The organism is Paenibacillus sp. FSL E2-0177 (assembly GCF_037992975.1).
GTDB lineage: Bacteria > Bacillota > Bacilli > Paenibacillales > Paenibacillaceae > Paenibacillus_AQ > Paenibacillus_AQ odorifer.
Window position 1 is genome coordinate 4,905,854 of sequence record NZ_CP150307.1, and the last position, 17,068, is coordinate 4,922,921.

The following is a 17,068-nucleotide window of genomic DNA, read 5'->3' on the forward strand; positions in this document are numbered from 1 at the left end:
TTTTTAGTTGTTAGTTTATGGATCAAGATGAATAGATGGCTGCAAGAAAGGGCAACATTCATTCATTTTTGAGATCATTAGCAAAAGGCATACATTATTTATAAGCACCCTTTATTTGTTGTACTTTAAACTGAGTAAATTCTTTAAGTGCTTGTATGACCTGATCCTGTTCCTCTTCCTTCAGTTCATAAACGCACTCCCGTAGCCACTCGCCAAATAGAAAGGCTTGACGCCCTTTACGGGGGCTCTTTCTTAAGGAGTCGAGGTTACCCTCAAACTTATCGTTCAGGACATCGGTCAGATTGTATTTCTCAATCTTCTCTATTACCATTCCTGCCCCATATTCCGTTTCGTAAACTATAACTTCATTCGAATCAAAGGAAACGTACGATGTTTCTTTCCCTTCCTTCGCTCTGAATTCCTTAAGCTTGTTAAAGGCTGTCTCGTAGATGTAATCTTGAGACTGTTTGAGCTGTGGCAGCTCATATCCTTGCTTCAAGGTCTTGATATATTCAATATCTGGCATATAATCTGCCAAATGGTACATCCGATTCTTCAGATCCGTTCCAAGCGCTTCAATGATCTTGTCCAGATTGTCTTTAAGCGGAATGCTCTCTCCACGTTCGATTTTGCTAAGCTGTGAGTAACTTATACCGCTCTTTTCTTCCAGTCCTCTTAAGGTTAACCCTCTCGTCTTTCTGATGTGCCGAATGAAATTACCCAGCTCATCGGGATAGTTCTCAAAATCATTCATGGGAGTCACCTCCCTACTATCATAACACAACATAACAATTTGTGTTGGCTAATAACAATTATTCCTTGTTTTTACTTGCCTCTGAAGAGTAATTCCCAGTATTCCACGCCCAATATAACCCTATCTTTACAAAATACCGGAAAAAGACTCGGCGCCCGTCTGTAAGGATTTGGAATATGCTCGTTACTCGCCTCAGTTTTACTTTCTGCTTAAGCCCCATCCATCTTCTTGGTCTTACCTTCCGCTTTCTGCTCGCTTTACTCACCTGGCTCACTTGGCTCAACTAGCTCACCTTACTCACCTTACTCACCTTACTCAACTAGCTCACCTTGCTTACCTAGCTCACCTGACTCAACTAACTCACCTTGCTCACTCAATTCTACCTCATCGGACCGAGGAGACCTTATTAAGCTGATTTCAGCCATTCTGCTCATCTATCGGACTCAGATGCAGCTATTCATTAAAATATATTACGATTCCGGGCAAAAGTATGACAATAAGAGCTATGGAGTCCGAAAATTTGGAAAAATGGACCAAAAACTTAAAATAGCGGCAATACAGTCCGTTACGATCCCAAACCATCGAGGCTATCTGTTAAAACAAACTTTCTTGATAAACGGAGCTCACCCGAGCCGAACTTACCAAGTGTGCATCGCTGTTGGCGTACTTTAGCTTTAGCGTTCCTCAGCGAGCGTACTTTAGCCTGCCTCAGCGAGCGTGCCTTAACTTTCCGTTCTCCATTTTCCCTTCTCCAATCCTTTGTGTCTCACCACCTGTTTTTACTTTTAATTCGCTTTCCCCCTCTGTGTACATACGTGCGTACCCTGCACATATCCAACTAATCGAATTATCAAAAAAACAGCCAGTCCCCATCAACCTGAGACTGGCCACAATCATTACTCCATAACACTCAGCAGGTTGAGGATCATCTGTGCACTTTCAGCACGTGTTCCGTTTTGGTTCGGTGCAAATTGTCCTTCAGCCCGTCCTTGCATCAAACCAAGTCTGTACACTTCGCTGATTGCCTCTTGAGCCCACTGTGGAGCATAACCAATATCGTTGAATGCCGAAATGTTACGGCTAGCTACAGATACATTACTCTTCGCGTAAGCATATGCACGAGCCAGCATTGCAGCCATCTCCTGGCGGGAAATCTTCGCCTCCGGTTCAAACTGTGAAGCAGTCTGGCCGTTAATCACTCCTGCTTGTTTGGCTAACCCTACTGCTTCTGCATACCATTTATCTGCAGGTACATCAGCGAAACCAGGTTCCGCTTGACCTTTCAAGCCAAGCGCACGAACTAACATCGCTGTGAACTCCGCCCGTGTAACCGCACGGTTCGGATCAAATCGGTCCGCAGCTACACCCTGTACAAGCTGTTTTACCGCAAGCTGCTTCACAGCAAGGTAAGCCCAGTGATCGGACTTCAAATCTTTGAATGTTTTATCAACTTCTAAAACAACGTATTTACTAAAATGACTGACGGCAGCAGATAGATAACCATTCGTCCATGTACTGCTCATATACTCTAATTTACCCACGTCTTCGATAAAATAAATACCTAATAAGCTTCGATCTACATCTGCACCGACCTTATATGAAATCATAATCGGCTCTGCAAACTGTCTTAACGAGAAGGACTGATCATTTTGTGTGAATATGCTAAGCGACCATTCCCGCAGATCACTTTTCGCCCGCAATTGTGCACCCGCAAGTGCACTTGCACGAGCCAACAGATCCACTGCTGTATTATCAGCTACAGGTTTCAGCCGTAGCGAAATCGTACTCTTGGCAAGAGCCTCAGCTGAGATTAGCTTACTTAGTTCTGCCAGTACTGTAGCAGGAATCGTAACGGATAAATCCTGCATAACCACTCTAAGCGGTGCGCGTCCAAGCAGCTCTGCTGCATTGCCTGGCAAAAGTAATTCCGTAACCGCCCCATTAACAGAAACCACAACTTCACCTTGAGCATTCTTGCTCTCTGACAGTTGAGAAGCCGTTATGGTGACTACGCCCGTTTGTGCTGATGCCGACGGAGTTGGTGTAGCGGTTGGCGTTGGTGTCACCGCAGGTCCCGGCACCCAAGCACCCGGCGTTGATGTTGGCTCTGGACTTGGTGTTGGTGTTGGTGTTGGTGTTGGTGTCGGTGTCGGCGTTGGTGTCGTACCCGGCGAGCCCTCAGTCACTATCAGAATATATTCAGTGCTCAAACCGTTATAAACAGCGCTGACTTTTGTTGTACCAGCACTCAAAGCATGAAGTTCTCCAGCCTCACTAATCATTGCAATGGAATGATCAGATGTATCAAAGATTACTCCCTCGAACAATTCTTGCTTGCTGCCGTCACTGTATACCGCCTGAACAACAACGGAGCCTTTACTTCCTTGTTCCAGCGAATCTGGCCCATTCATCGTTATTTCTGTAAGAATAGGTGTCTCATCATTTGTTACGACAAGGTTATACTCCGAGGCGAACTCCCTATAGGTTACTGAAATCACAGTGGAGCCTTCCTGATGAGCCTGAACTAAACCCTGTTCATTGATCGTAGCAATATGCTCATTCAAGCTGAAATAATGAAGTCCATCTAATATTGCGGTACGTTTCCCAGATGCGTAGACAGCTTCTGTTACAGATTGGTCGACTTCTTCCGGTTTAAGCTGTCTCTTTCCCTGAAGCTTAATTGCTTGCAGCGCATCTACAGTTATCGTACTTTCGGCAAAAATATTCGGGTAACCTGCCACTGTGACTCTTATCTTAGCTGTCCCTGGCTTCAATGCTGTAACCAAGCCATATTCATTTACAGTAACAACTGATTCTGCCGGATCAGGAACGATGGTCCAAAGCTTTGTCAGATGATTAGCCTCATCCGGCCCCACCTTAGCTTGCAATTGCAGGCTAGCCCCAGGCTCAAGCTCTACAGCAGTTTGATCCAGCGTAATGGATTCCGGAACCAATTTGCCGATTACTAAACGGTCAATCTCAACCCCGTCTACTGTTCTTGCGGTAACCGTAATCTCGTTCTTCTCAATCTCAACAGCCGTATAGATTTGCTCATCTTCGTCATATATTTTTTCCTGCCAAAAACGTGGTGTCAGCGCATAGAACTTAGGACCCGAGGAACCGCCGATAACATACCGAGTGCCTTCGCCTTCTGCAACCTGTTTACCCTCCTTCATCGGAAAAGTTCGCAAATAGATATGATCATGACCGTTCATGACCAAATCTACGTTGTGCTTATCAAAGACCGGAACCCACTTCGCTTGTACCTGCTCATTCGAATAGATGCTGCCGTACGGTCCTTGATGGAAAAAAATCACCTTCCACTTTTTATCTGTAGCGGAAAGATCCTGATCCAACCACTCGGCCTGTTCAGTAAACGGACTACCTGAATGCTCTGTATTCATAACCACAAAGTGCGTATCCTTAATATCAAAAGAATAATTCGTACCTTTTACGCTCGCCGCACCGTTTTGCGGGTTATTGAATTGCGCTAGATAATCCCCATCTCCATTGGTTCCCATCACTTCATGGTTCCCGATAATCGGAACAAGTGTGGTATTCATCAGCTGCTTTTGAGCTGCATCAAACCACCAGTTCCACTGCTCTTGTTCAAAGCCCTTATCCACCATATCTCCAGCATGAACCAGCATTTCCGCATCCGGCATATACGCGTAAGCCGCTTCAATCGTATCTCCCCAAAGACCAAAACCAGCCTTAGAATCTGCTTGGGAATCTCCGATAAACAGGAATTTTGTAGAAGTGTCCTCACCACCACTTGTAACAAAAGCTCCTTGCTCACTTACATTTGACTCGCCATCACCCACACGATATACATATTCCGTTCCGGGGGTAAGCGCAGTGGCCTCCGCTTTATGAACTCGCATCGTTCCGTCATTGTTGGTGTTGTAAATTGAACTGCTGCCGGTAATTTTTATTACATTCGCAGCTTGAAAGCTTGTAAACTCCGCTTTTTTCACAAGTTCTACTACAGTATCCATGGTCAACGGTTCTGTCTGCCAAGTGAACTGGCGAGAAGTTGCTGCATCTTGGCCCATCGTAACATTAACATTACGCGGAGCTGTAGTAGCGTCATATGGAGCAACCTTGAACGTCATTACAGGACTATAGGTATTTCCTTTTACCGCCTGCAATTTAAAAGTTCCTTCTGCTGAAGTGACAAAGTCAGTAGTTAGTGTTCCACTTGCCCCTGAAGCAACACCTTGTACCTCCACTCCATCGAACAGCAGCTTTGCTCCTTCAACGACACTTCCATTCAGATCTTTTACCGCAAAAGATGCATCAAAGCCCTTCGCAAGATCATAATGGTTCCAAGTGAGCATCAACTGTGTCTTCACAACAGATTCAACAGCCGCTCCAATAAAAGAAATAGGAACCCCAGTACCCTCTGTAGAAGTTACCGATCCGGATGTATTTTCAATTACAAAAGCTTTGCTAATATCTCCAGCCAACTGCTCCTGAGTGTAGGGACCCACAAAATCATTTCGAACTGTATATTGAATTCGCCCGATGAGATCCGTATCTCCCAGATTGGAAGAATTGATATTCGTTAAGTTAAGACGCACAGTGCCCAATACCGGATCAATGATGGACTCCACTTGTGTTTCTGATAACATATTCCCCCGAATTACCTGCAAATCTTTAACTGCAGCCGGATTAAAAGCAAACGTAAGATGTCCTTCCTTCAGCTTGCTCGCTTTCTCTGCCGTTACGTCCAAAATGTAAGTGTTGCCGGCATATACTACTTCTGGTGTTTTGTACACATAGAACGGAGAGCCCAAATTTACTGTAAAATACCATTCTTTTATCGTCTGGTTACCGCTTAAATCGCGAATGGCAACTTTTACTTTATGACGGCCTTCTGTCAGTGGAACCTTTGGTTTATAAGTAATCTGACCTTTTGGAGGATAAAAGCCATGCTCCACTAATTGATCGTCCACATATACTCGTATTTTGTCAGGATCGATTAAGGTCGTTCCCGGATGCACCACTGGATCATAACCATCATCCTCACCATTGACGGAAAGGGTCGGTGTAGCTGTTTTGACAATTTCGTTCACGCCGGGATATGCATCTTTAAGAATAGGAGGTGTTCTGTCCTCCTCTAGCGGGCCATAAATGGCACGAATATCATCAACGTAAATAGCTCCCGCACTCTTATTAAGATTGCTTGTCTCCATATAGCGGACAGGCATATCCATCGTTAACGGGGTGGTTTTCCCCTTAGGAACGGATACTTCGACGTATTTCCACCCCGTCCAGTTCACACCATTTACCTGATCAGTAAAATCCACTGGCACTGCCGCATTATTGCCATCCCGAATCTGTCCCCGCAGCCAGTGCTTTTTGCCATCTCCGTAGATCCACATACTGATCTTTTCAGGATACCCCGGAATCTGAATCCGATTGGCGGTTGAGCTTGCGGCTAAATAAGCACCGGATGTGCCTGTTTTATTAACAAAATCATATTCCAGCTTCAAGGCTTTGTCCCCGTTGCGGACAAAATCCAGATCCGACACTTCCTGAATCGCCACGCTGTTAGCTGCTGCACTAGAGGCTATATATTTATCAATGCCATTCTCAAAATCCTCCAGCATTACAGGCGGTAACCCCACATTTACTTCAAAAGAGGTCTCAACGTCCCTGTATTTAGCATAAATCTTTCCGTTTTTCCCGTTCTCACTCGTCGCCTGAAACAGACCCTTCTCGTCCACGGTTCCGATCTCGCCCTCAACCCGCCATTCGAAGCTAGGGTTGTCAGCTTGAATCACTTGTCCATTACGTAGCGCCTTCACAGTTAATTGTGCAGCAGCACCTGAAGAATAAGTTTTGATCTCATCAGGAAACCTAAGCTCTGTAAGCTTATCTACAACCTCAATTTCAACACTGCCTTTGACTGCCCCAGCCTCTACAATTACAGTTCCTGTGCCGGCAGTGATTCCTCCGGTGAAGACTCCGTTCGCATCGACAGTACCAAGGTTAGCGTCCACCTGCCAATTCAGCGTACCCGAATAAGGCGCCGGATGGCCGTTCTCGTCCACTCCTGCCGCTTTGAATATAAAGCTGGAGCCTTGCAAAATACGTTCCGTATTCGGCTGCACAACCAGCTTAGAAGCCGAAGGTTGCTCAGGGGCTGTATTGACAAGCAATAAACCGTTACCGGTTTTACGCTCGTAACCATCTGAGCCCTGATTCATCATTCGGACACCAGAAGTACCCGGCATTCTGGCCACAAAAGTAGAAGAACCGCCACCATCCAGATTCATGGCGTTCACTACGCCCATATCCTTCAGAATGTTGCCAAGCTCATCGGTATCTACGCCCTCACTAAAACCTGGCGATCTTCCATCCACTTCGAATAAAACGAGACTTCCATCCGCTTTTGTCCCAATGGCTGTCCGCGGATGAATTCCTAAAGGCCCTACACCTTGTTGAACTACTCCGTCCTTTACCAGCGGCCCCTCGCCGCCAATAGCTACCTTCACATCATTCCATTCTCCGCTGAGCGCAAAGCTGGCAGTAACGTTATCGCCAACAGATAACCCTTGCAGAACAGCACGGGACGTACCCTGGGCAGATAAAACCACTTTTCCTTGGGAAAGCGGCGTATTGCCTTGATTGTTGCGGATTTCAGATACCTTCAGCTTCAAGGTCTGGCCGCTTTTCACTTCTCCCTCGACAATATCTAGAACAACCTCGTCACCCTCATTGGTTGACTTTGTAGTTGTATTATAATCTTCCGTATAAAGAACCAGCTCATTCGTATTTCGATAACGGTTGATGCTGGTCAGATTGGTTGTTTTTCCATTAATCGTTACGTTTTTGGTCAGCTTCGGCACCCCATAAATCGAGCTGCCATCTTCTTTTAAACCGAAAGTAAAAGCTGAAATCGAACTGTTCAGGATTACACCCTCATCCATAAATAACCCATTAGGAACACCCGTAGCAAAACCGGAGATTTCATAGAAATCACCATTGATTCCTGCGATCACTCGGTTTTCAGGTGAATCCGCATACGTGGCCATTTCTGTAACGCCCTTCATACCGTATACCTTTCCATCCTTCGTACCTGCCCGCAGCTCCAAATTTCCTTGTTGCGGGTTGAACTCCACTACATGTATCTTTTGTAAACCACGTTCATTCTGGAGATCCATCCAGGTATACATCGCCCCAGGTGCAAGCTCTGTTTGGCGAACATCAATAACGGTTCCGTAGTCTGTTGCTGGTAAATCAGAGATGGAAGCGCGAACAATTGCCCCCGGTTGTAACAACGAAATCAACAAAACAAAGATAACAACAACATTAATTTGCCTTAGATACCTTCTCACTGTGTTGACATCCTCCCCACTTGGCTGTCCTAATATCGATCTGAGCTTGGACAACATCATAGGGTTAATATTAACTAGGAAGCGTAAAGGTTAGATAAAATTTACCAAGGCATACTGTTAACTTCGTCTAATCATTTCATCAAATTCATGCTTTAGCCTGTTGATAAATCTTCGGGCGGTCTGGGAGGTCTGTTTGGAAGCAGAGACAATAGCTCCTGAATATTTCGCACGGGTATCTGGTGATCGTAACTCGATGGTTTTCATGAAGGCAGAAGTCATCTCTGATATTTTAAGAAACGAATAATCCAGACCAATTGTGATGGCTAGTCCTTCTGCAACTGCATTCTCAATCGCCCGTGTGTTGTTACTTACAAAAAGCAAATTGATCGGCCCATAGCCAGATAAATATCGCTCTACATAGTCCTTAATGTAAGGATCATCGTATAAAACTAACGTCTGCCCCACTAACTGATCCGGTGTAAGGATTGAATTCAGGGCTAGCGGTGACTGTGGATGTACACCAACTACAATTTTTCCTTCCATTAACCGTTCAAACTTAACCCCCTTATATGTGTCAGGCATTCCCTCCGGTGAGACCATAAGTCCAATGTCCATTTCATCCTGAAGTACATTATCCAGAATTTCTTTGGGTCCTTTTTCAAAAATCTCTATTTTCACATTTGGAAAATCTGCCTTAAAACTAGAGATTACCTTCACCATCAGATGCATGGGTCCAGGTATCGTAGCAATTTTCAAATGACCACTTAACGTATCGCTGTAAATCTGTGCTTCTTCTTTTAATTCATTTACTTTCATCAGGACTTCATTTGCTTTGCTAATAATGGCATTTCCTTCTGCTGTGGGAACCGCCTTTTGCCCGCGCGAACGGATGAACAAAGTAACTCCCAGCTCAGCCTCCAGCATGGTAATGGACTGACTCATTGCGGATAGAGTGATATGACGATTCTGAGCTGCTTTGGTTAAAGAACCAATCTTTGCGACTTCTACAATATTCTCGCATTGCTCCAAATTCATTTGAATCACCCCTTAAGTTAATCTTTACTTAATAACTATTAAATTTACTTAAATTTTAATTAATTTAGACAAGTGTTACAATGTAAATAAGTTAGTAAGTAACCATTTTTACTATATCAACTTTCATTTCTAGTATAACTATATTTCTTGAGGAGGAAACTCAAATGACAGACAAAAGAGTAGCCGTAATAACAGGTGGAGCCAGTGGAATCGGGAAACAAACCGCCATTAAATTTGCAAGTAAAGGTGATCAAGTTGTCGTTGCCGATTTCAATCAACAATTAGGTGAAGAAACGGTAGCACAAATTATTAAAGAGGGTGGCGAAGCAATTTTTGTCAAAACAGATGTTTCCAAATATGAAGATGTCGAAGCGCTGGTTCAAAAAACTGTAGATACTTATGGAAGAATTGACGTTATGTTCAACAATGCCGGGATCGGCCGCGTAACTCCTGTACTAGACCAAGACCTTAAGGATTATCACAGTGTCATTAATGTCAATCAGCATGGTGTAGCCCATGGGATTATCGCTGCTGGTAAAAAAATGCGTGAGCTCGGCATCAAAGGTGTGATCATCAATACAGCTTCTGTATTTGGATTCCTAGCTTCCCCAGGTACATTCGCATATCACGCTTCTAAAGGTGCGGTCATTATGATGACTAAATCCGCAGCACTTGAACTTTCGGTTCATGGCATCCGCGTGCTTGCCGTTGCTCCAGGCGCTGTAGATACGCCAATTATCCAAGGATATAAAGATCAAGGAATGGTTGACCAAATGAAGAGCAAAGTAATGGGTAACAAACTAACATTACCTGAACAAGTTGCAGACACTGTATACTTGCTCTCCTTACCAGAAGCTAGTGCAATTAACGGTAGTGTTGTAATGGCTGATGAAGGTTATGCTTCATTTAAATAAAGTTTAGGGTGAAAAAAATCCAAGGCTTCCCTCGAGGGAGGTCCTTGGATTTTTTTAAAAGTATTCAATAGATACACCCTACTCCCAAGTCCTCTGTTCATTAATCTCCAGCTTACGTTTAAACGCCTGCTCCAGATCAATACCAAGTTTATTGGCCAGATCAAAAATATTCCACACCACATCGTACATCTCGTATCCCAAGTTTTCTTTCCGCTCCGCATCTGGATGAAAAGATACCGACAAAACCTCTTTGGACAACTCCCCAACCTCAGTCATTAAGTACAGCATTCTCTGCTCAATGGTGCTGGTATCAAACCCTTTGATTTCACTGAACTCCTTAACATACTGTTGAAACTCTGCTGCATTCATTTCCTTACGCCTCGCTTTTTGGTATAAAGTTATGTAAAGATTAACACATCTCTTAGTCCCATCAATCTCCACTATACTTATTGACTGTTATGGGATAATAGTAAATTTCTATATCCTTCTTTATAAAACCTCTGCGTTGAGCTGCCAATAAGGTCTCGTACATATCTCTTCTGCCTACAGGATTATCCGTATGATGATAAATCTTATTCGCCCTTAAACCATGCTCACAAAAGTATTTCACAAAATCATACCCGTTCTTTAGTTCAATTCCCTCGGCGTCTTCACCTAAATCATGATCAAGCGTAAGGATGTTCACTTCATTATTTTCGAAAAGTTTAACAGCGTCTTCAAATGTTCTTGCCAAGGTAAACCCTTCTGGACAGTCTCGTAAGTCATCAAGATAAACATTTATCATATCGAACCTCATTTCTTCATGACGTCCTTATCTAGTGAACAGTATCCTCCAGCTTTATGGTACAAAAAAACACTTCGTTGAAGAAGTGTTCTTCAAAAAATTATGTATAATTTACCAAAATCCATCCCCTGAATCGAGGAATTCCATTAATTTTTTCTTAACGTTCTTTAAATCGATTGGGTTTAGTTGACCGATGTAATCAGATGAATTAAAGGAGGAGGCCTCCGCTTGGGCTACGCAATTCACTTTTGCAAATGAACTTTCCCCTAATCCGCAGTCTCTTCCTTTAAATAATGGAATTTTCCACTTATCATACTTTCCTTCAAAATCTTTTATTTTAGAGTGGGTCAATGCAACGAAAACAACAAAAATTGGTAATCCATCAATAATTTCCACTATTGCGACTGGTCTTATTTCGGTTTCTCCTGTTTTTGGATAATCTACTTCATACCAAAAAACTTGCCCGGCTTTTAGATTCATCTATTACTTCTTAAATTCCTCAAACCATTTTTGTTGGAGACGGTTATCAGAGTCAATTTTAGCCTTTCCATCAACTACATTCAAACGCGGTACTTTCGATTTGAAGTTAGGATGTTCAGACAATGAGTTAGGGATATTTTTTTTCTTTTGTACAAGACTCATACCATTTTCCTCCTCCTTCTCACACATTTTAGAATGACACCTCCCAAGCATTTTATTGCTTGGTTTAAGCATATCCGTCTTTGGTATGGTTTAGACCAGTATACCAATGCAGCTGCAAACACTGTAGTTGTGCTCTAATACTATTTAAGTCTATCACAATATTTACCATATATAAACCTTATTGTAGGGCGGTAGACATTTAAAATGTGGCATTTATAGAATGATTTTTTACTATTCAGATTATTCTATTATAACAAAAACACTCCTCTATTGGTTCTTCAAAAACCGATAAAGGAGTGAATCCAACCTTATTTACCAGCCCCTATTTCAGCCACTCTACGATTCTGAAAATGACGAATATCCGGACGCTCCAATCCTAGATGTTCACGAAGGGTACTCCCCGTATACTCAGTGCGGAACAAGCCGCGTGCTTGCAAGATGGGCACAACATGATCCACAAATTCATCCAAGTTGCCCGGCAGTACTGGTGGCATAATATTAAATCCATCGCAGCCGTACTCTTCGAACCACAATTGCATTAAATCTGCCAATTGTTCATAGGTTCCAACAAACTGCATATGTCCGCGTGCACCAAGCAAACGGCGGCCTAATTCTAATATCGATAATTTGTCCTTACGAGCCATATCCATAATCAGCTGAACCCGGCTTTTCATTCCATTTGATGCTTCTACTGGATCAGGAATCTCAGGCAGCTGTCCATCTACTGGGTATTCGGACAGGTCAAACCTCAACATGCCAGACAACATACCAACAACAGCGGCAGGAGGAATCAACTCCTGCAGTTCTTTATATTTACTTTGGGCTTCCTCTTCGGTCGCTCCAATGATCGGAGACAAGCCCGGCATAATTTTTAAGCTACCACGTTCACGGCCATAATCTGCTAATTTGGAATTGACGCTTTCATAGAAGGCCTTAGCCGCTTCAAGCGACTGCTGTGCCGTAAAGATCACCTCTCCAAAACTAGCTGCAAAATCTTGTCCTGGACCAGAAGATCCGGCTTGAATAAGTACAGGATACCCTTGAGGTGAGCGAGGAACATTGAGGGTTCCTTTTGTAGAATACCACTCCCCTTTGTATTCCACTTCTTTGATCTTCTTCGCGTCAGCAAATTGTCCCTCTTCGCGGTTGACGATTAAAGAGTCATCCTCCCAGCTGTCCCAGAGAAGCGTTGCCACCTCAACAAATTCACGTGCCATTTTATACCGAAGTCCGTGCTCTGGATGCTCCGGCTTCCCATAGTTATAAGCTTCCACATCAAGCTGGGAGGTGACAATATTCCAACCCGCTCGGCCTTCACTAATATGATCTAAAGAAGCAAATTTGCGAGCCACATTATAAGGTTCGTTATACGTGGTCGATACGGTAGCCGTTAATCCGAGTTTTTCTGTTTCTGTCGAAAGGGCTGACAACAGCGTCAATGGGTCCAGCATACCCGAAGCTGCTTGATCCGCACCCATCACATACAACAAATCCGCCAAAAACATCATATCGAACTTCCCACGCTCGGCGGTTTTTGCCAATTCGCGATAAAATTTATAATTGAAGATCTTATCCGCTCCCGATTCCGGATGACGCCAGCCATAATGATGATGTCCTGAATAATAAATAAATGCACCTAAATGTAGCTGATCTTTTCTGGTTCCCATAATGACCCTGCCTTTCGAATTCTAGAGTTCGTTAACCTTTGAATGTATCACGCCAATGCAGCCATCTTCTCTCCAGCAATCGAATTGCGGAATCCGAAAGTTTTCCTATCACTGCAAAGATTGAAATTCCAACGAATACTATATCTGTTTGCGAATAAGCTCTGGCATCCTGAATCATATAGCCTATCCCCGCACTTGTTCCCATCATCTCCGCTACGACGAGTACAAGCCACGATGCACCAAGTGATAAGCGAATACCAAGTAGAATATTAGGCATTGCAGCCGGAATAATCATTTTGCTAAGCAACTGCCATCTTGTATATTGGAAAATACGGGATACTTCAACAAGCTTGATATCAACATTACGAATTCCTAGGAAAGTGTTCAGATAAACTGGAAAAAAAGCACCTAATGAAATCATTAGTATTTTAGAAAATTCACCTACACCAAACCACAAAATGAATAACGGAATAAGGGCAAGTAATGGAATCGTCCGAAGCATCTGTAAAGATGGATCCAGTGTACGCTCTACCAACTTCCCAAGTCCTGTAGATAAGCCAAGTAGCAGTCCAGTAGCAGACCCCAGTAAAAAGCCAAGCCCTGCCCGATAGGCGCTAATCCCCAGATGTCGAAACAGCTCACCGCTAGCTATTAAAGAAAAGAACTGCGCAATAATGGTAGATGGAGCAGGCAATGTCGTCGCAGAGACTAGATGGAGCGCAGCTGCCACTTCCCAAATCACCACTAGAGCTAGAGGTACAATCCAACCATGCAGTTTTTTTGGAATCCAGCTTAAACCATCGTCGTGACGCTCTATTTTATTACTGGATAGGTGATTGCTCATGATCCTTTATCTCCCCTATAACTGTCCTGCCATCTTAGCAATCTCGATTCCAACAGCTTCACTAATGAATCTGACAGTTTACCTACTACAGCAAACACGATGATCCCAACAAATACCACTGTGGTCAAAGAAAACGATCGCGCGTCATTGATTAGATAGCCAACACCTGAGCTAGAGCCCATCATCTCCGCTACGACAAGTCCAAGCCAAGCTATGCCCACAGACAAACGGATACCTAAAAAGATGTTGGGCAGTGAGGCTGGAATAATTAACTTACTCACCATCTGCCATTTACTGAATTGCAGTACTCTCCCAACATCAAACAACTTGTTGTCCACCGAACGGATTCCTAGAAATGTGTTCACGTATAATGGGAAAAATGAACCTTTGGCAATCAACAATATTTTTGAGGTTTCACCGAATCCGAACCACAAAATAAAAAGTGGAGCGATTGCTAAATGGGGCAGCGTGCGCAGCATTTGCAGCGACGGATCCAGCAAACGTTCTGTTTTGTATGAGAAGCCTACCCACAAACCCGCCGCTAAGCCAAGCCCTCCCCCTATTAAGAAACCAAGCAGTGCCCGCCAAGCAGATATGCCTAAATGTTTCGCCAGCTCACCGGACGCGGTCAAGCTAACCAGTTCCCGCCATATTTCACTTGGCCTTGGCAGCAATATAGGATTTAACTTTCCCATCGCTCCGGCTATCTCCCAAATCAGGAGTAAAGCAATTGGTAAGATAAGTCCAAGCAATACATTCGTCGTTTGGATGGAAAGTCCACGCTTCTTTACTGGATTCTTTTTATGGATTAGTGGCGAGATCACAGCTTTTTCAGCACTGAATTGCATGTAAACAACCTCTTTTCTACATCTGTGGTTTCATCCGTTACTTCAAAGGTTCCTTCAGTGCTGCTTCAATATATTGATTGTCTGTTATTTTAGAAACTTCAATCTCTTTACGGATGTTCTTAATATTAAATTGAAAATCAGCTGTCTTCTGCAATTCTTCAACAACAGCATCACTAATTGGAATGTTGATCATCTGGGAACGTTCAAACGTACCTTCGATTACCGCTGCCGGAATGTTCCGCTCAGCTGCATATCTTTCAGTCGCTTCAGCGCGATTATCTGTCTCCCAAGCTATAGCTTTGTTGGTTACTTTTAAATAAAGCGTAACTAGTTCTGGATATTTCTCTGCGAACGCTGAACGGGAGATCACAAAAGAAGGAGATAAGACACCCAATTGCTCACCATCCGTCAAAACCTTCCCTTTACCGGTCAATGCGTTTAGAGTAATATACGGATCCCATGTAGCCCATGCATCAACGCCACCGGTTTCAAATGCAGGTTGTGCTTCATCAGGCTGTAGCTGGATAATCTCAAAATCTGCTTCTTTAAGACCTGATTCCTCAATACCGCGATAAAGGAAGTTGTAAGCATTGCTGCCTTTTGTAACAGCTATCTTCTTGCCTTTCAGATCCTCCAGTTTCTGAGCAGTACTACTACCAGGTACAAGAAGAGCAACGTTATTCGTACCTTCTAATACTTGTGAGATAATCTTAATAGGAATACCCGCAGCTTGGGCTGCGATCACCGGCATGTTACCAAGAGTCGCTATGTCCAACTTATTAGAAGCGATCGCCTCTGTCATTGGGGGTCCACTTTGAAATTCCGTCCATTCTACTTTTACGCCCAGCTTATCAAATTCTTGCTCATACCATTTTTCCTCACGGGCTTTACCAAACATCCCCCCGCTGCCCTGCACGCCAATCTTAATGGTCACACCTTCATATTTGTTGGCGTCGTTCTTTCCCGCACTCTTTTCATTCGAAGCGCAGCCTGTTGCAAATACAGTCAAAACAAACATAAGAAGTAGTGAATTACGAAATAATTTCATGGATCATTTCTCCCCTTTTTATAAAAAAATGGACTCTCTTTATCTAGATACCAGCTCCAACATCGATTGCCGGTTCTTCTACTTTCTCAAACTCACTCAGAACCAGTCGACGTAATTCTTGGAATGAAGTACTGGATCTTTTTCGCGGAAACGGTAAATCGATGGGAAGAATATTGCGAATATGCCCAGGTCGGGGATTCATAATGACTACCCGCTCACCCAGGAATACAGCTTCATCCAGATCATGAGTCACAAATAACATAGTCGTCTTATTGCTCTGCCAAATATCAAGAAGTACCTCTTGCAGATGTGATCTAGTAAAAGCGTCTAGTGCGCCAAAAGGTTCATCGAGCAATAATACATCCGGATTACGGAGCAACGCCCTAGCAATAGATACTCGTTGGGCCATCCCGCCTGACAGCTCACGTGGATAGGATTTCTCAAAACCCTTTAATCGTACAAGTTCAATCAATTCATCTACTTTTTTGCGAACCTCTGGATTTTTAAGCGATAAATTTGCTGCAATATTATGCTCCACCGTCAACCACGGAAAAAGTCTTGGTTCTTGAAAAATAAATCCCTTCTCAATACTCGGACCGTCGATCTGTTTGCCATTCAGTAGAACCGTGCCGCTATAGCTCGTATCCAATCCTGCCACAATTTTTAGTAAGGTACTTTTTCCGCAGCCGCTGGGACCTATAATCGTAATCAACTCGCCTTTTTTCACCTTCAGCTGAATATTGCTTAATGCGATAACATCACCTGCAGGCGCGGCGAATACTTTATTCAAATGTTCGATAACCAGTGTTTCCTCCGACACTCCATTCACCCTTTCCGATAAATTTAAACTAAACTATACTTATGTATTTAATAGGTATTCAGAGTAAAAAAATAATGAAATCCTCTGAAGAACCTTATCCGATTATTCAACTAGGTTTAATTTACATCATCTTATCAGTGACATTCCTCACATGTCAAACATTATTTGCCAAATGGGTGTATGTTTTGTGAAGTGGGGAGGTTTTGCGAATGGCAAGGACATGGTATTAGTTATAGTCGATAGGGATTTATCTAATTGGAGTTCAAAACTGCACAAAAAAATACCGCATATTTATTGGTTTTGGACCAATGAATAAGCAGTATTTTGAGGGCTGTTCACAACCGCCATCTCTTAAGGAACCTTATG

At 43.4% G+C, this 17,068-nt stretch carries 13 protein-coding genes; 1 reads left to right on the forward strand and 12 read right to left on the reverse strand.

The features are described from left to right. Positions 1-94 precede the first annotated feature (94 nt). The 3 genes from MHI25_RS21945 to MHI25_RS21955 all read right to left on the reverse strand — a co-directional run bounded on the left by MHI25_RS21945 (position 95) and on the right by MHI25_RS21955 (position 9,135). Complete coding sequence (locus tag MHI25_RS21945) at positions 95-754, reverse strand: helix-turn-helix transcriptional regulator (protein ID WP_036676012.1); 660 nt, start codon at positions 752-754, stop codon at positions 95-97. Positions 755-1,650: 896 nt separating this feature from the next. Beyond that, positions 1,651-8,100, reverse strand: a complete 6,450-nt coding sequence (locus MHI25_RS21950; protein WP_340394285.1) for a phosphodiester glycosidase family protein — start codon at positions 8,098-8,100, stop codon at positions 1,651-1,653. Between the two features lie 117 nt (positions 8,101-8,217). Continuing rightward, positions 8,218-9,135: a LysR family transcriptional regulator gene (locus MHI25_RS21955; protein ID WP_076220765.1), complete on the reverse strand. Its 918-nt coding sequence runs from the start codon at positions 9,133-9,135 to the stop codon at positions 8,218-8,220. A gap of 164 nt (positions 9,136-9,299) precedes the next feature. Here MHI25_RS21955 and MHI25_RS21960 point away from each other — a divergent pair, with 164 nt between their 5' ends. Next, the gene (locus MHI25_RS21960) at positions 9,300-10,049 is read left to right on the forward strand and encodes an SDR family oxidoreductase (RefSeq protein ID WP_076129478.1); all 750 of its coding nucleotides are present in this window, start codon (positions 9,300-9,302) and stop codon (positions 10,047-10,049) included. A 78-nt stretch (positions 10,050-10,127) separates the two neighbouring features. On the opposite strand, the gene MHI25_RS21965 is transcribed toward MHI25_RS21960, so the two are convergent. The 9 genes from MHI25_RS21965 to MHI25_RS22005 all read right to left on the reverse strand — a co-directional run bounded on the left by MHI25_RS21965 (position 10,128) and on the right by MHI25_RS22005 (position 16,702). Continuing rightward, positions 10,128-10,418, reverse strand: a complete 291-nt coding sequence (locus tag MHI25_RS21965; protein WP_036676004.1) for a MazG nucleotide pyrophosphohydrolase domain-containing protein — start codon at positions 10,416-10,418, stop codon at positions 10,128-10,130. 61 nt (positions 10,419-10,479) lie between these two features. Next, positions 10,480-10,833 (reverse strand): cyclic-phosphate processing receiver domain-containing protein, encoded by a 354-nt coding sequence (locus MHI25_RS21970; protein WP_340394286.1) that lies wholly within the window; start codon positions 10,831-10,833, stop codon positions 10,480-10,482. 111 nt (positions 10,834-10,944) lie between these two features. Continuing rightward, entirely contained in the window at positions 10,945-11,313 is a 369-nt protein-coding gene (locus tag MHI25_RS21975; RefSeq protein ID WP_076129476.1) for a type II toxin-antitoxin system PemK/MazF family toxin, read from the reverse strand. 3 nt (positions 11,314-11,316) lie between these two features. Next, on the reverse strand, positions 11,317-11,475 hold the full coding sequence (locus MHI25_RS21980; RefSeq protein ID WP_175618933.1) for a hypothetical protein: 159 nt from the start codon (positions 11,473-11,475) through the stop codon (positions 11,317-11,319). A 308-nt stretch (positions 11,476-11,783) separates the two neighbouring features. Next, complete coding sequence (locus MHI25_RS21985; protein WP_076098651.1) at positions 11,784-13,142, reverse strand: LLM class flavin-dependent oxidoreductase; 1,359 nt, start codon at positions 13,140-13,142, stop codon at positions 11,784-11,786. A 31-nt stretch (positions 13,143-13,173) separates the two neighbouring features. Further along, positions 13,174-13,986 carry an ABC transporter permease gene (locus MHI25_RS21990; protein WP_076129474.1) on the reverse strand — a complete coding sequence of 271 codons (813 nt, stop codon included), beginning with the start codon at positions 13,984-13,986 and terminating at the stop codon, positions 13,174-13,176. Further along, the gene (locus MHI25_RS21995) at positions 13,983-14,834 is read right to left on the reverse strand and encodes an ABC transporter permease (RefSeq protein ID WP_076129473.1); all 852 of its coding nucleotides are present in this window, start codon (positions 14,832-14,834) and stop codon (positions 13,983-13,985) included. The genes MHI25_RS21990 and MHI25_RS21995 overlap by 4 nt, the downstream gene beginning before the upstream one ends. Before the next feature lie 37 nt (positions 14,835-14,871). Further along, the gene (locus MHI25_RS22000; protein ID WP_076129472.1) at positions 14,872-15,882 is read right to left on the reverse strand and encodes an aliphatic sulfonate ABC transporter substrate-binding protein; all 1,011 of its coding nucleotides are present in this window, start codon (positions 15,880-15,882) and stop codon (positions 14,872-14,874) included. Positions 15,883-15,925: 43 nt separating this feature from the next. After that, positions 15,926-16,702: an ABC transporter ATP-binding protein gene (locus MHI25_RS22005; RefSeq protein WP_076129471.1), complete on the reverse strand. Its 777-nt coding sequence runs from the start codon at positions 16,700-16,702 to the stop codon at positions 15,926-15,928. Between the last annotated feature and the right edge of the window lie 366 nt (positions 16,703-17,068).

Excerpts from the sequence above, each read along its gene's own strand:
- MHI25_RS21960 (WP_076129478.1), top strand. The coding sequence starts at position 9,300 with ATGACAGACAAAAGAGTAGCCGTAATAACAGGTGGAGCCAGTGGAATC.
- MHI25_RS21985 (WP_076098651.1), bottom strand. The coding sequence starts at position 13,142 with ATGGGAACCAGAAAAGATCAGCTACATTTAGGTGCATTTATTTATTAT.
- MHI25_RS21980 (WP_175618933.1), bottom strand. The coding sequence starts at position 11,475 with ATGAGTCTTGTACAAAAGAAAAAAAATATCCCTAACTCATTGTCTGAA.
- MHI25_RS21945 (WP_036676012.1), bottom strand. The coding sequence starts at position 754 with ATGAATGATTTTGAGAACTATCCCGATGAGCTGGGTAATTTCATTCGG.
- MHI25_RS22000 (WP_076129472.1), bottom strand. The coding sequence starts at position 15,882 with ATGAAATTATTTCGTAATTCACTACTTCTTATGTTTGTTTTGACTGTA.
- MHI25_RS21955 (WP_076220765.1), bottom strand. The coding sequence starts at position 9,135 with ATGAATTTGGAGCAATGCGAGAATATTGTAGAAGTCGCAAAGATTGGT.
- MHI25_RS21970 (WP_340394286.1), bottom strand. The coding sequence starts at position 10,833 with ATGATAAATGTTTATCTTGATGACTTACGAGACTGTCCAGAAGGGTTT.
- MHI25_RS21965 (WP_036676004.1), bottom strand. The coding sequence starts at position 10,418 with ATGAATGCAGCAGAGTTTCAACAGTATGTTAAGGAGTTCAGTGAAATC.
- MHI25_RS21975 (WP_076129476.1), bottom strand. The coding sequence starts at position 11,313 with ATGAATCTAAAAGCCGGGCAAGTTTTTTGGTATGAAGTAGATTATCCA.
- MHI25_RS21990 (WP_076129474.1), bottom strand. The coding sequence starts at position 13,986 with ATGAGCAATCACCTATCCAGTAATAAAATAGAGCGTCACGACGATGGT.
- MHI25_RS21995 (WP_076129473.1), bottom strand. The coding sequence starts at position 14,834 with ATGCAATTCAGTGCTGAAAAAGCTGTGATCTCGCCACTAATCCATAAA.